The organism is Pseudomonas sp. Tul2A7 (assembly GCF_054790505.1).
Window position 1 is genome coordinate 1,493,778 of record NZ_CP186499.1, and the last position, 15,167, is coordinate 1,508,944.

Annotated in this window: 11 protein-coding genes; 5 read left to right on the forward strand and 6 right to left on the reverse strand. The window is 60.5% G+C overall.

Annotation, left to right across the window (positions count from 1 at the left end; all coding sequences use genetic code 11):
- Positions 1-135: 135 nt before the first annotated feature.
- The 3 genes from ACOYXJ_RS06755 to motA all read right to left on the reverse strand — a co-directional run bounded on the left by ACOYXJ_RS06755 (position 136) and on the right by motA (position 3,292).
- A complete protein-coding gene (locus ACOYXJ_RS06755; RefSeq protein WP_150794065.1) occupies positions 136-1,269 on the reverse strand; it encodes a sterol desaturase family protein in 1,134 nt (377 codons plus the stop codon).
- 91 nt (positions 1,270-1,360) lie between these two features.
- On the reverse strand, positions 1,361-2,437 hold the full coding sequence (motB, locus tag ACOYXJ_RS06760; protein WP_150794066.1) for a flagellar motor protein MotB: 1,077 nt from the start codon (positions 2,435-2,437) through the stop codon (positions 1,361-1,363).
- 3 nt (positions 2,438-2,440) lie between these two features.
- Positions 2,441-3,292, reverse strand: a complete 852-nt coding sequence (motA, locus tag ACOYXJ_RS06765; protein WP_007915795.1) for a flagellar motor stator protein MotA — start codon at positions 3,290-3,292, stop codon at positions 2,441-2,443.
- Between the two features lie 166 nt (positions 3,293-3,458).
- On the opposite strand from motA, the gene ACOYXJ_RS06770 reads away from it, so the two are divergent.
- From ACOYXJ_RS06770 to ACOYXJ_RS06785, 4 genes are all read left to right on the forward strand, one after another.
- Positions 3,459-4,997, forward strand: a complete 1,539-nt coding sequence (locus ACOYXJ_RS06770) for an HDOD domain-containing protein (RefSeq protein ID WP_460368602.1) — start codon at positions 3,459-3,461, stop codon at positions 4,995-4,997.
- A 42-nt stretch (positions 4,998-5,039) separates the two neighbouring features.
- Positions 5,040-5,864, forward strand: coding sequence for a thiosulfate sulfurtransferase (gene rhdA / locus ACOYXJ_RS06775; RefSeq protein WP_460368604.1), 825 nt, complete (start codon positions 5,040-5,042; stop codon positions 5,862-5,864).
- A 9-nt stretch (positions 5,865-5,873) separates the two neighbouring features.
- Positions 5,874-6,734, forward strand: a complete 861-nt coding sequence (asd, locus tag ACOYXJ_RS06780; protein WP_024011354.1) for an archaetidylserine decarboxylase — start codon at positions 5,874-5,876, stop codon at positions 6,732-6,734.
- A gap of 67 nt (positions 6,735-6,801) precedes the next feature.
- On the forward strand, positions 6,802-8,556 hold the full coding sequence (locus tag ACOYXJ_RS06785; protein ID WP_460368606.1) for a molecular chaperone: 1,755 nt from the start codon (positions 6,802-6,804) through the stop codon (positions 8,554-8,556).
- Between the two features lie 118 nt (positions 8,557-8,674).
- Here ACOYXJ_RS06785 and serB read toward each other — a convergent pair whose 3' ends face one another.
- Complete coding sequence (gene serB / locus ACOYXJ_RS06790) at positions 8,675-9,889, reverse strand: phosphoserine phosphatase SerB (protein ID WP_008079219.1); 1,215 nt, start codon at positions 9,887-9,889, stop codon at positions 8,675-8,677.
- A gap of 134 nt (positions 9,890-10,023) precedes the next feature.
- Here serB and ACOYXJ_RS06795 point away from each other — a divergent pair, with 134 nt between their 5' ends.
- On the forward strand, positions 10,024-11,529 hold the full coding sequence (locus tag ACOYXJ_RS06795; protein WP_095120645.1) for an AhpA/YtjB family protein: 1,506 nt from the start codon (positions 10,024-10,026) through the stop codon (positions 11,527-11,529).
- A 478-nt stretch (positions 11,530-12,007) separates the two neighbouring features.
- Here ACOYXJ_RS06795 and ACOYXJ_RS06800 read toward each other — a convergent pair whose 3' ends face one another.
- Together ACOYXJ_RS06800 and parC are read right to left on the reverse strand one after the other, a co-directional pair.
- Positions 12,008-12,718 carry a PqiC family protein gene (locus ACOYXJ_RS06800; RefSeq protein ID WP_150794071.1) on the reverse strand — a complete coding sequence of 237 codons (711 nt, stop codon included), beginning with the start codon at positions 12,716-12,718 and terminating at the stop codon, positions 12,008-12,010.
- Positions 12,719-12,895: 177 nt separating this feature from the next.
- Positions 12,896-15,160 (reverse strand): DNA topoisomerase IV subunit A, encoded by a 2,265-nt coding sequence (gene parC / locus ACOYXJ_RS06805; protein WP_150707152.1) that lies wholly within the window; start codon positions 15,158-15,160, stop codon positions 12,896-12,898.
- Between the last annotated feature and the right edge of the window lie 7 nt (positions 15,161-15,167).

Consider the following 15,167-nt stretch of genomic DNA (forward strand, 5'->3'; position numbering starts at 1 on the left):
ACACTATCAAGGCGAAAAAAAGATAGCTGTAGGGATAATCTTCAAAACCGGAAGGACTTTTCCTTTACAACAACCTGCCGTTCAACAGGCGTAAAAAAGCCGCGATCAACGCGGCTTTTTCACATCCACCCCGCCCTACTTCGGCTCAGGCTTCTGAAACGCATACAGATGCTGACGCACAATCCCGCCCGGCAATTCCTTGCCAAACACGCCATAACGTACCGGCCATTCCTTCGGCGGCAGCTTGAAGGTGCCGAAGAGCATGTCCACCAGCGGAGTGTGGATCGCGTAGTTCTTGTAGATGTAGTCCTTGTGCCGGGCGTGGTGCCAATGGTGGTAGCGCGGCAGGACGATCAGGTAGTTCAGCCAGCCGCCGTTGATCCGCACGTTGGCGTGCGCCAGTACGGCCTGGACGCCGACCAGAATCACGTAGGCATTCAACGCCTGCGGCGCGAAGCCCAGCAGCATCAGCGGCACCAGCACGCCGGTGCGGGTCAGGAGGATTTCGATGAAGTGCACGCGTGATCCGGCGAGCCAGTCCATGTGCGTGCTGGAGTGATGCACGGCATGGATGCGCCACAGAAATGGCACGACGTGATAGAGCCGGTGCAACCAGTACTGGCCCAGATCCGCCACCAGTATCGCGAGCAGGAACTGCACTACCAGCGGCAAGCTCTGTACGCTGGCCTGCAAGCCCGGCGACACCGCCCACCCGGCGATGTAGCTCGACGAGGCGGTGATGAAAATCAGGATGAACTGCACCAGCATGTGGCTGACGAAAAAGTAGGTCAGGTCGGTACGCCAGTGCGGGCGCAGGATGTTCTGCTCGGGGTCTTTGGAGTAAAGCTTTTCCAGCGGAATAAACACGATGGCCGAGATCAGCAGCGCCAGGACAAACCAGTCGAGACCGAGCGAGTACGGGGTCTGCCCGATCTCGCTGACCTGCACATTGGTGCCGCCGAGAACCACTGCCAGCCCTGACGCGACCAGACCAGTGATACCCAGGCGTTTACGCTTGTTGAGCAGGATGTTCAGGGTGCCGAGGCTGAACGACAGCACCAGCCCGAGCAACAGGGTGGTACGGGCGAATTGCTCGTCGTAGACCTTGCGCAGTTCGGCCGTGGTCAACCATTCGGGAAACAGGAAGCAGAACACCGCCAGCAGGCTCAACAGCCCGAGCGTGGCCGAGATGTAGCCACTGACCCGGCCCTCGCCGAATTTGAAGGGGGCGTTGCCGTGCCGCTGAAAATAGGCTCTGAGTCTTTCCATAACTGATCTTCCGTGATTGCGAAAACTGCGACTGGTCAATGCGACGCAGGCAGGCACAAAAAAGCCACGGTAACCGTGGCTTTTTTGTGGGTCACTGTTTCGGCGCGGGGGCCGGTGCAGTAGCCGGTGGAGCTGTCGGCGCGGGCGCCGCACTGCCCGGTTCGGCCGGTTTCGGCGCGGCGTCGTCAAACAGGTTGAGCCGTTCGCGCAACTCGTGCGCCGGCACCGGTTGCTGATCCGCCGGTAGCGCGTTGGGGTCGACCGGCGTTGCCGGAGCGGCGCCGTTATGACTCTCATCGGCCGGTTTCGCCGGATCCGCACCTTGCGAACCTTCGATCGCGGCTTGCGCCTTTTTGGTCAGCACGACGATGTCGATGCGGCGGTTGACCGGGTTGAACGGGTTTTCCTTATCGAACAATGCCGACGAGGCATAACCGACAACCCGCGCTACTTGCGCATCCGGATAGCTGCCGGCGATCAACGCACGGCGAGCAGCGTTGGCGCGGTTGGCCGACAGCTCCCAGTTACCAAAATCGCCGGTGCCGGTGTACGGCTTGGCGTCAGTGTGGCCGCTGATGCTGATCTTGTTCGGCACCGCTTTGATGGTGTCGGCCATGGCCAGCAGGATGTCTTCGAAGTACGGTTTCAAGCGTGCAGAACCGGAGTCGAACATCGGCCGGTTTTCCGCGTCCATGATCTGGATGCGCAAGCCGTTCGGCGTGATCTCGAAGAGGATCTGATCCTTGAATTTCTGCAGTTGCGGGTTCTCGTCGACCTTGTTCTGCAGTTCTTGCAGGAGCAGCTCAAGACGTTCCTTCTCGACCTGCTCGGCCATGCCTTCAACCTGTTCGGTGTCGACCGTGACCTTGTCCGGTTGCGGCTGCGACTTCACTTCCGGGTTGAGGGTGTTTTCCGGCGCCAGGGTCGGCGTGCCGCCCAGGTCGATGATGTACGGCGTGCCGCTTTCGGAGAAGCCGACCGGGTCCTTGAAGTAACCGGCGATGGCGATCTTCTGCTCAGGCGTCGCGGTGGACAGCAGCCACAACACCAGGAAGAACGCCATCATCGCCGTGGCGAAGTCGGCGAAGGCGATTTTCCACGCCCCGCCGTGATGCCCGCCGGCTATGCGCTTGACGCGCTTGATGATAATCGGCTGATTATTTTCCATTTCTTAGCGACCGCGAACGGCTTGTTCCAGCTCGGCAAAGCTTGGACGGTGGGCCGGGTACAGCACCTTGCGACCAAACTCGACTGCCAGCGATGGCGGCATGCCGGAAGCCGAAGCCACCAACGAAGCCTTGATGGCTTCATAGACGTTCAATTCTTCCTTGGCATCGTGGGCCAGGGAATGCGCCAGCGGGCCGAAGAAACCGTACGCCGCGAGAATACCGAAGAAGGTACCGACCAGTGCGGCACCCACGTGCAGGCCGATGGACTTCTGATCGCCTTCACCCAGCGAGGCCATGGTCACCACGATACCGAGTACCGCCGCGACGATACCGAAACCGGGCATGGCGTCGGCGATGCCGTTCACCGCGTGGGATGGGTGTTCGAGGTCTTCTTTCAGGCTGTACAGTTCCATGTCGAACAAGCCTTCCAGCTCGTGCGGGGCCATGTTGCCGGACGACATGATGCGCAGGTAATCGCAGATGAACGCGGTCATGCGTTCGTCTTTGAGCACTGCCGGGTACTTGGCGAAAATCGGGCTCGCGGCGGCATCTTCGATGTCGCCCTCGATGGCCATCATGCCTTCGCGGCGGCTCTTGTTGAGGATCTCGTAAATCAGCCCGAGCACTTCCAGATAGAACGTGTGGCTGAAGCGCGAACTGAACATGCTCAGGGATTTCTTGAGCACGTGCATGGTCATGTAGCCAGGGTTGGCCTGCAGGAATGCACCGAGTGCAGCACCACCGATGATCAACACCTCGAAAGGCTGGATCAGGGCGGCAATCTTGCCGTGGGAGAGCACGTATCCGCCGAGCACGCTCGCGAATACGACGATGATGCCGATAATTTTAGCCATAGGTAGAAAGTACTTATTTAAGTCGGGTTCAAGGTCATATTCGGAAGTTAAAAAATCTCTTCTTCTACTTATCGGCAAAACTGCGCCAGACTATAGCCAGTTCAGGCGAAAAGCCAATTTAGCCCATGCCGGGCGCGTCTACAGTCAGTGAAGATCCCGTCCAGACATGGCTAATGAAACGAACGTCCCACACGCAAAACCGACCACCCTCGACGGCTGGGTAAAGTTGCTCGATGGCGTGCGACTGCCCGTGCCGCAAGAGTCTCACGACAAGGTTTGTCGGGCGATCCGCGACAATCGCAGCTCGTTGCGTGACATCGCCGACCTGATGCAGGACAGCCCGGCATTGGCCTTGAGCATCATCCGTGAGGCGAATCGTCACACCCACGGCACCATGGCCGCGCCGGCGGAAAATCTTGAGGTGGCGATCAACCGTCTGGGCCTTGCCCGCACCGAAGAATTGCTCGCGCGCCTGCCCGCCGAACCGCAGATGCAAATCCCCAAGGCCCTGCGCCAGTTGCAGATGATCAGCCAGCACGCAACGCAACAGGCCAACGGTTTTTTCGCCAGTCGCCTGGCGCGGCTGTGGCAAGACATTCATTGGGGCAGCCTGTTGTTTCTGTCGCCGCTGTGGCCATTGGCGCTGACTTATCCGCAACTGCTTGAGGAATGGGAGCTGCGGGTTATCCACAAGGGCGAGTCGGCCCGCACCGTCGAAAAGCAATTGTTCGGCGTGCGCCTGCTGAAAATTGCCGAGGCACTGGTGCAGGCCTGGCATCTGCCGATCTGGGTGCAGCAGGGCTACAAACTGCTGCTCAGTGAACAGCGCGAACTGGTGAAAGTGCTGCGCATCGCCCGCGACAGCGAGCATCCGTTACGCCAGCAGAATCGTCTAGATGATGATCCGACCCTGCGCCGCTGGCTCAATCAGCCGGCCAACACCGTACTGCTGGCCAACGGTCTGGCGCTGTCGGCGCAACAGGCCTGGGACAGTCCGCACAGCGAACGCTGGCAGTACCTGACCAGCCTTTATCTGCAAATCTCGATGGACGAAGTGCAGCAACAGTTGCACCAACAAGCCGCCAACAGCGCCCGTCAACACGCGATGCCGGATCTGTGGCACCCGGCCGTTTCGCTGTTGTGGCCGTGGGGCACCCGTCGTTTACCCCCCGGCCTGTTGCCCGCCGCCGCGCCGACAGCTGAGGACTTGGGCCAATGGCGCAAGCAATGCGCCGAATTGCTGGCAGAACCGAGCCGTTTCACCAATGCGATGAGCCTGACCGTCGCCGCGCGCGATGCCCTGGCCGCCAGCGGCATGCGCCGGGTGATGATCCTGATGGCCGACCGCAGCCAATCCAGTCTGCGTGTGCAGCAAATCTATGGTTTGCCGAAAGAAGCCGCTGCACTGACTTTTGCCGTCAGCCAAAGTAGCGTGCTGCAACGTTTACTCGCGCAACAAGCGCAGGTGCGCATCAACCCGGACAACAATGCACAGTTCTCCGCCCTGTTGCCGCCGAGCTTGCGCACGCTGTTTCGTGGCGAGCATCTGTTCCTGCGCTCACTGGTCAATAACGGCCGGGTCATCATGATTGTGGTGGCCGATCAGGGCGGCGGACCCTTCGCCGACATCACCGTACAAGCCTTTGGCAAAACCGCGCAGTGCATCGAAAAGGCCCTGCACAGCTTTAGCAGCCGTGGCCGATGAGGCTGCGCTACAATCCTCCCCTTTGTGCTCTGGAGACCTCACATGTCTGACTTCTCTGGCTTGCCGCTCGTCATCGAACCGAGCGACTTGCTCCCGCGTCTCGAGTCGGGCGAACTGATTCTGGTGGATCTGACCAGTGCTGCCCGCTACACCGAAGGTCATCTTCCCGGCGCACGTTTTGTCGACCCGAAGCGCACCCAGCTCGGCCAGCCGCCGGCGCCGGGCCTGCTGCCGGCCAAAGCCGATCTGGAAGCGTTGTTCGGCGAGTTGGGCCATCGCCAGGATGCGGTCTACGTGGTCTATGACGATGAAGGCGGCGGCTGGGCCGGACGTTTCATCTGGCTGCTCGACGTCATCGGTCACGACAAGTACCACTATATAGACGGTGGTCTGCCGGCGTGGCTGGCAGATGGCATGCCGATGTCGATCCAGGTACCACCAGCGGTTGGCGGCCCGATTGCGCTGACTTTGCACGACGAGCCGACTGCCACGCGCGAATATTTGCAAAGCCGTCTCGGTGCTGCCGATCTGGCGATCTGGGATGCGCGCGGGCCGCTGGAGTATTCCGGCGAGAAAGTCCTGGCCGCCAAGGCCGGGCACATCCCCGGCGCGGTCAACTTCGAATGGACAGCGGGCATGGACAAGGCCCGTCAGCTGCGCATTCGCACGGACATGCCGCAGATCCTCGAAGACCTCGGGATCACCAAGGACAAAGAAATCATTACCCACTGCCAGACCCATCACCGGTCGGGCTTCACTTATCTGGTGGCCAAGTCCCTCGGTTATCCGCGGGTCAAGGGCTACGCCGGTTCCTGGGGCGAATGGGGCAACCACCCTGACACGCCTGTCGAGATTCAAGGTTTTTAAGGACAACTAATGAAAGAGCGTCTGTTTATCCTCAGTCAGTACCTGCTGCCTCATCACCTGCTGTCGCGCCTGGCCGGCTGCATTGCCGAGTGCCGCGTGCGCTGGTTCAAGAATGCCTTTACCCAATGGTTCGCCAAGCGTTATCAGGTGGACATGTCGCAAGCGCTGGTCGAAGACCTGACCGCTTACGAGCACTTCAACGCCTTCTTCACCCGTGCCCTGAAAGACGGCGCGCGTCCGCTGGACGAAACCCCGGGCGCGATCCTCAGCCCGGCCGACGGTGCGGTCAGCCAACTCGGCCCGATCGAGCACGGTCGCGTGTTCCAGGCCAAGGGCCACAGCTTCAGCGTGCTGGAACTGCTCGGCGGTGACGCGGCCAATGCGGCGCCGTTCATGGGCGGCGACTTTGCCACCATTTACCTGTCGCCCAAGGACTACCACCGCGTGCACATGCCGCTGGCCGGCACCCTGCGCGAGATGGTCTACATCCCGGGCCGGATTTTCTCGGTGAATCAGACCACCGCTGAAAACGTGCCGGAGCTGTTCGCGCGCAACGAGCGTGTAGCGTGCATCTTCGACACCGAGCGCGGCCCGATGGCCGTGGTGCTGGTTGGCGCAATGATCGTCGCTTCGATCGAAACCGTGTGGGCCGGTCTGGTCACCCCGCCGAAGCGCGAACTGAAAACCTTCCGCTACGACGAAGCCGCCCGCGCGCCGATCCATCTGGAAAAAGGCGCTGAACTGGGTCGCTTCAAGCTGGGTTCGACGGCGATCGTGCTGTTCGGCCCGGATCAGGTGAAATGGGCTGAAGAACTGGTCGCCGGTTCGCCAGTGCAGATGGGCCAAGGCCTGGCGCTGCCAAAAGCCTGATTGACCGTTGCGGGAGTCGCCTCAGGCGCTCCCGCAGATTGCGTTATTTGCTGCTATGGTTTTTGGCATGAGCCAGACCAATGCCCTGCCGCCCCTTCACGCGCCAACCCCGTCGCAAACGCGCCTGTCGTTTTGCGAAGCGACTCCGCGCGACCTCAAGCGCTGGATCGCCGACCTGCCCAAAGCCAACATCGGCGAAACCGCCCGCCAGTTGTATCAAGCCTTGGGTGAACTCAACCAATTGCTCACACCCAGCGACAATCGCCTCAATCTGCTGGAGCTGCTGCGGCCCGAGGTGTATTTCGTCTGCCTGCATCTGGAGCGGCACTTCCTGCATCAGGCAATCATGCTCGACGAGCGGTCGCGCAAGATCAGCAATCTCTGTCAGGCCCTGCAAAGCCATCTGGCCATCGGCTACAAACAGATCGTGCTGCGAATTGCGCCAAAGTACCGCAAGGACCGCGCAGCATTGGTCAGTATGGCTCTGCAGCGAGCAGCCCATGCACTCAAAGGCCAACTGCTGCGCGCCACGCAGCTGTATAGCTCGCCGCCGGAACATGTCTGGTTCGAACTGCATCAGCTGTATCGCAGCGCCGCTGAACTGCAACTGCAACACCGCGCCGTGCATGACGACTTGGCCAGCCTCACGACAGAGCTGAGCCTGGAGCAGACCTACATCGCCGCGCTCTTACTGGGCAGCGCTCGTTGCAATCAGTTGCGACAAAACCAGATCGCGCGGCTGGCCGACGTGTTAGAGCCGTGGAGCGCGCGACTCAAGCTGCATCCCGCAAGCCCGGACGCCGGCTTGCTGGCGATCAGTGCAGAACTGGATGTCGGCCCACGCTATCGCAGCATGTTTCGCAGCGAGCAACAACGCGGATTGCTCGGTTTCGATCCGCAACCGCTGGTGAATGCCATCGAAGCGCATTTGCTGCATCAGGACACTTCGGCGCCGCTGCCCGTCCCGGCCGGGCTGAGCTTCGATACCTTGCAACACCTGCACGCCAGCTGGGGGCAAGCGGCTGAACGCAGTTTTCAGCGCACCGTTGGCCAAGGCCATCTGACCGTGTGCGTGGGCATGAGCGCCCTGCACTTCTACCTCGGCGGCGAGCGCAGTTTCAGCGAACTGCTCAAGCTTCCCGGGGCGCGCTCGGCGAATTTCAGCAGTACCGTCGCCAAAGGCGAAAAGGACAGTTGGAGTCAGGCCTTCGACGCAGCACCGCAAAGTAATGCCGAGCAGTTTTTGCCCTACGAGGAAATCCAGTACGACCATTTGGTCGAGGACGAAAGCGGCACCGACAGCACCCCCCATTACCCGACCCATGCCCTGCCGGTGATCAACCACAGCCCCGGCGGTTATTGCCTGGCATGGCCAGAGGAAGTGCCCGCCGAACTGCAGGCCGGAGAAATGCTCGGAATACACGACAGTGTCAGTCTGGGCTGGAGCATTGCAGTGATCCGCTGGATCCGTCAGGTGCGCGGTGGCGGCACGCAAATGGGCATTGAACTGGTGGCCCCGCATGCACAGCCTTGTGGACTGCAACTGGTGCGCTCGCGGGACGATCACAGTCAGTATTTGCGCGGATTATTGTTACCGGAGATCAGTGCGATCGATCTGCCCGCGACCTTGCTGGCACCACGTTTGCCGTTTCAGGAGGGCAGCAAGGTGATGATCAATACCCAAGGCGAAGAACACCGCGCCGGGCTGGATCGGCGGGTGGCAAGTACGCACAGTTTCAATCAGTTTGCCTATCGCTCGCTGGAGGCCGCGAAAAATGGCGGGAGTGAGGAGGATTTCGATTCGTTGTGGAAATCGCTTTAATTGCCCGCCGATGGATCGGCGGCGCTATCTTCGCGAGCAGGCTCGCTCCCACATTGGAATGCATTTCAACTGTGGGAGCGAGCCTGCCCGCGAAGAGGCCAGTCAGGCGATAGATATCTCAGAGCTGCCCATCACGATCGCGGAAACCCAGCAGATACAACACGCCATCCAGCCCTAGGGTGGAAATCGCCTGCTTCGCCGACTGTTTCACCAACGGCTTGGCCCGAAACGCTACGCCCAAACCGGCAATTGCCAGCATTGGCAGGTCATTCGCGCCGTCGCCGACCGCGATGGTCTGCTCCAGACGCAAACCTTCCTTGTGCGCCAGCTCTTTCAACAGATCAGCCTTGCGCTGGGCATCGACAATCGGCTCGATCGCCACGCCGGTGCACTTGCCATCGACCACTTCAAGTTCGTTGGCAAACACATAGTCAATGCCGAGCTTGGCCTGCAATTGCTTGGCGAAGTAGGTGAAACCACCGGACAGGATCGCGGTTTTGTAGCCCAGACGCTTGAGTTCGGCGAACAAGGTTTCAGCGCCCTCGGTCAGACGCAGCGAGGCGCCAATCGAATCCAGCACGCTGACATCCAGGCCTTTGAGCAAGGCCAGGCGCTCCTTGAAACTGGCGCGGAAGTCCAGTTCACCGGCCATGGCGCGCTCGGTGATTTCAGATACCTGCTCGCCCACCCCGGCCGCCTTGGCCAGTTCGTCGATGACTTCGGCTTCAATCAGGGTCGAGTCCATGTCGAACACCGCCAGGCGACGGTTGCGACGGAACAGCGAATCTTCCTGGAAGGCGATGTCGACATTCAGCTCTTGGGCAACGCTGAGGAATTCGGCACGCAGCGCTTGCGGATCAGCCGCTTCGCCACGCACGGAGAACTCGATGCAGCCCTTGCCTTTGTCGGCCGGCGTGTCCAGCGGCATACGACCCGACAGACGGTCGATGTGATCGATGTTCAAGCCATATTTGGCCGTGATCGAGCTGACCGCCTGCAATTGGCCGGCGGTCACCTTGCGGGTCAGCAGGGTAACGATGTGGCGTTTTTTACCCTGATTGCCCACCCATTGCTGGTAATCCTCTTCGGACACCGGGGTGAAGCGCACCTGCTGGTCGAGCTCGTAGCCCTTGAACAGAATGTCCTTGAGCACGGATTTACCCTGCTCGGAATCGGGAATTTCAACCAGGATGCCGAACGACAGGGTGTCGTGGATCACCGCCTGACCGATGTCGAGAATGTTCACACCACCTTGTGCCAGAACGCCGGTAATGGCCGCAGTCAGACCCGGACGGTCGACTCCCGTGATGTTAATCAGGACGATTTCGCGCAACGCGCACCCCCGCAACTGGAAAAAAACCGCATTCTACCCACTTTCAGTGACCATCGGGCACCGCGAGCGCTTTGCCGGTCTAGGGCCTGTCGCTATACTGCGCGTCAACTTCACGGACAAAAGAGCCGAGCTCAGTGAACCGGCCCACGCCAGTTAAAACCGATAACTTCTTCCTGCTGATCTTCCGTGCACTGCGTCATCGCCGTGTACCGATTGCATTGCGCATTGCCAGCCATAACGTGATCCTGGTCGCTCTGGCCCTGGTGATTTATGCCGGGGTAATGGGCTTGCAATTCAAGCAGGCCATGCACGAGCAAGCCGATGCGCTGGGTGAAAGCCTGACCACGCAGACCGCCACCTCCGCCACGGAGCTGTTGGTGTCCAACGACATCCTCAGTCTCAACGTGCTGCTCAACAACCTGACCAAAAACAAACTGGTGGCCCACGCGGCGATCTACAGCGTGGATAACCGCATCCTCGCCGAGTCCGGTCAGCGGCCCAAGCACAGCCTGCTGGGCGAAGCCGAAGGCATGTACGAGAGCAAGATCACTTTCCAGGACGTGACCGCCGGGCAACTGCGCATCAGCCTGGACATGGATCAGTTCCAGCAGCCGATGACCATCAGCCTGCAAAGCATGGGCATTCTCAGTGCGATTCTGTTGGCGCTGTCGCTGGCCTTGAGCCTGCGCATGGGCCGCTATCTGTCGACGCCGTTGCTGCAATTGCGCGTGTGGCTGCGCCGGATTGACGAGCACACACCGGGCATAGAGCGTCAGGATGAGATTGGCGATCTGGCGCGTCAGCTGCACGCCAACTACGCGCCGGAGCCTGCACCGGAACCGGAGCCCGAATTCGAGGATGAGGAGGACGAAACGGAATTCGAGGTGCGCAACTTGCGTGATCCAAGTTTCGACGAAACCCGTCCGATGGCCGCGCAGAAGCCTGCACCGCGACATCTGGTCAGCACCGTTGAAGACGATGATGACGATGACGCGTTCGCCGACCTGCGCGACGAGTCGCTCAATGGCGCGCCCCAACCCGTCGTCCGCCAACCGTCGCCAAGCGTGCCGCAGCACACCGCCGTACTGGCCGTGCAACTGGGTTCACAGGAGCAACTGCGCCGCTTGCCACGGGCACGCCTGGAAGAGTTGCAGGAGCGCTATCGCGACTGCCTCGATCAGGCCGCTTCGTTGTATCAGGGCGAAATCGAAACCCTGAACGACGGCAGCACGCTGATGCTGTTCCACACCGAAGACAGTGGCGATGACTACCTGACCAATGCGATCTGCTGCGGCGAACTGCTGCGGGCGCTGGGTCATCAGTTGCAGATTGAAGTCGCGGACAGCGGCATCACCTTGCAATTGCAGTTGGGCCTGACCTTGGGTGATGAGCTGTTCGGGTTGAGCCAGATTGATTTGCTGCTGACCGATTCGGCCCAGGACGCGCTGGCCTTGTCGCAACACAGCCGCAACCTGCTGCTGGTTGAGCGCAAGATCAGTGATGACGCGCTGATCCGCCAGCGTGCGCGGATCCGCCCGATCGCCAGCCCTGAGGGGGCTTGCTGCGTGGAGCGGTTGATGGAGCCTTATCCGTCGATGCTGGAACGGCAACTGGCGCGGATGCATGAGCGTCGGGCGTAAGCCTTAGGCCTGAAACACGGAAGCCCGCAGACGAGTGATTGTCTGCGGGCTTTTTTGTGGCCGGTGTTATCGAGATTGCAAGCACCCTGAAAAGCCCCTCACCCTAGCCCTCTCCCACAGGGAGAGGGAACCGATCCGGGAATATTGAAGACCTACAGCGACTTGAACTCCCAGCTGTGAATCCATAACCGCCAAGCGCTTGCAGGTCGATGTATAGCGCCAGACACCTCCGTCAGTCCCCTTTCCTTCCGGGAGAGGGGACTGACCCGGGGATATTCCAGAGCCACACCGACCTGCCCCTGCCCTGCGGAATCCATAATCCCCAAGCTCTTTCAGGTCGATGCATAGCGCCAGACACCTCGGTCGGCTCCCTCTCCCTCGGGGAGAGGGCTGGGGTGAGGGGCTTTTGATCTTCCCCACCAAACCCCAAACACAACAAAGCCCGCACAAGGCGGGCTCTGTTCTGACTCGATCCAGCTTAGAAGCGGAACACTTCCATGTCAGTCCGAATCGGCGAGGCCATCGGAATCTTCGGCTGCTTCTCGGCCTCAGTCGCCGGCGCGGCCGGTTTCGGTGCCGATTTACGCGGCGCTTCGGCCACCGGTGGCTGATTGGCCAACGGTTTCAACGCCACCGACAATTGCTCGGCCAGACGCTGCAGCAAAATGCCCTGCGCCTGCACCTGCGAAGCTGTACTACCAGCATGCAGCTCTTGCAGATGCACGATGCGGTTATCGCGCACTTGACCACGACGGTCGATCAGACGCCATTGCGCATCGAGGATCGCCGGTTGTTTCTGACCGGAGTCCAGACGCGTGATGGTCAACAACACCTGCACATCCGGAGTGAACCCCGTAGTGGCCGGTGCCAGCACCACACGCTGGCTGTCCAGATGGCCCGCGACCTGGCGCATCAGCAACTGATCAATATCCGACGAAAGGCTGCCAGCCCAACGACCGTCAGTCGCCGCTTGCAGACTGCCATCCGGTTGACGTTGCAGTAATGTTTCACGTTGCAGGTAATCGGCTACGACTACCGGGCCCAACAAAACCGCCATGCCTGCACTTTGCGCAGGCTGAACCGGACTTCCGCTGTCCAGTTGATACAGCGACACCGGCTGGTGAACGCTGCAACCCGCCAGGCCCAAAACGCCGGCGAGCAGGAAAATAAGGGGGCGCAGAGCTGTCATCATCCCGTCCAGGTGGCCGCCACAAGGCTGACCACAGTGAAAATACTCAATAAATATGAAGAACGCTCAGCCACGCCGGCGCTTGGAAAGGCCATATCATCCGTGAATATGCGTTCCGACTCCAGCGCCAAAGCGTCGATCTACGCGTTAAATCGTGGATCGAGCTCTCTAGGACGCCTAATTGAGGTTTTCGACGAGCAGCGCATCCACTCTCTGGAAGCCCCTTGGAAGCTTGTTGCCACGACGTCCACGTTCACCTTTGTAGTGTTCGAGGTCGTCGGCCTTCAGCGACAGGGTCCTTTTTCCGGCCTGCAGCACCAAAGTGGCACCTTCCGGAAGTACGGCGATGTCCGTGACATATTCTTCGCGACTGGCCACACGCTCACCGGAAATACCGATGATCTTGTTGCCTTTGCCCTTCCCTAATTGTGGCAGATCGCTGATTTTGAAGATCAGCAGGCGACCTTCGGTCGTGACCGAGGCCAGCCAGTTCTGCTCACGATCGGCAACCGGGCGCGGCGCGATCACTTTGGCGTTGTTCGGCAGGCTCAACAGGGCTTTACCGGCCTTGTTCTTGGCTTGCAGGTCTTCGCCTTTGACCACGAAGCCGTAACCGGCGTCGGAAGCGATCACGTACAACGCGTCGTCTTCCGGCATCAGCACGCATTCAAACGAAGCGCCCGGTGGCGGCGTCAGACGACCGGTCAACGGTTCGCCCTGGCCACGCGCCGACGGCAGCGTATGCGCGGCAACCGAATAGCTGCGGCCGGTGGAGTCGATCACCACGGCAGACTGGTTGGAGCGCCCCGCCGCCGAGGTCTTGAAGCCATCGCCGGCCTTGTACGACAGGCCGGTAGCGTCGATGTCATGCCCTTTGGCGGAACGGATCCAGCCTTTTTCCGACAGTACGACGGTGACTTTTTCGTTCGGCAGTAGATCGTGCTCGGTCAACGCTTTGGCTTCGGTGCGTTCAACGATTGGCGAACGACGGTCGTCGCCATAGGTTTCGGCGTCCTTGATCAGCTCGGTGCGCACCAGCTTCTTCAGCTTGGCTTCACTGCCCAGCAGCGCTTGCAGCTTGGCTTGTTCCTTGAGCAGTTCGTCCTGCTCGTCGCGCAGCTTCATCTCTTCCAGTCGCGCCAACTGACGCAGACGGGTATCGAGAATGTAGTCGGCCTGGATTTCGCTGAGGGCGAAACGCTCGATCAGCTTGGCTTTCGGGTGCTCCTCGGTACGGATGATGTGGATCACTTCATCCAGATTGAGGTAAGCGATCAACAAACCGTCCAACAGGTGCAGGCGACGCTCGACCTTGTCGAGGCGGAATTGCAGGCGGCGACGCACGGTCAGCACGCGGAATTCCAGCCATTCGACCAGCAGCGCGCGGAGGTTTTTCAGCTGCGGTTTGCCGTCCAGACCGATGATGTTGACGTTGACCCGGTAGGTCGACTCCAGCTCGGTACTGGCGAACAGGTGCTGCATCAGCGCTTCGTGATCGACGCGGCTGTTGACCGGGATGATCACGATACGGCATGGGTTCTCATGGTCGGATTCGTCACGCAGGTCAGCGATCTGCGGGGCTTTCGACGGTTTGGCCTGCATCAGCGCGGCGATCTGTTCAAGCACCTTGGCACCGGAGACCTGATGCGGCAGCGCGGTGACGATGATGTCGCCGTCCTCGACGTGGTAAACGGCACGCATGCGCACCGAACCCTTGCCGGTTTCGTACATTTTCAGCAGGTCGGCACGCGGCGTGATGATTTCCGCTTCGGTCGGATAGTCCGGGCCCTGAATGTGTTCGCAGAGCTGTTCGACCGTGGCTTTCGGCTCATCGAGCAGACGCACACAAGCGGTGGCGACTTCGCGCAGGTTGTGCGGCGGCACATCGGTAGCCATGCCCACGGCGATACCGGTGGTGCCGTTGAGCAGAATGTTCGGCAGGCGCGCCGGCAACACCAGCGGCTCCTGCAGGGTGCCGTCGAAGTTCGGCCCCCAGTCGGCAGTGCCCTGGCCCAGCTCGCTGAGCAGCACTTCGGAATAACGCGACAAGCGTGCTTCGGTGTAACGCATGGCGGCGAAGGACTTCGGATCGTCCGGTGCACCCCAGTTACCCTGGCCATCGACCAGCGTGTAGCGATAGCTGAATGGCTGGGCCATCAGCACCATCGCTTCGTAGCACGCCGAGTCGCCGTGCGGGTGGAACTTACCGAGCACGTCACCGACGGTACGCGCCGATTTCTTGTGCTTGGAATCGGCGTCCAGGCCCAACTCGCTCATGGCGTAGACGATACGCCGCTGCACTGGTTTCAGGCCATCGCCGATATGCGGCAAGGCACGGTCCATGATCACGTACATGGAGTAGTTGAGGTAGGCACTTTCGGTGAAGTCGGCCAACGAGCGGCGTTCTACACCGTCCAGGCTGAGATCAAGGGGGTTGCTCATGCAGGCC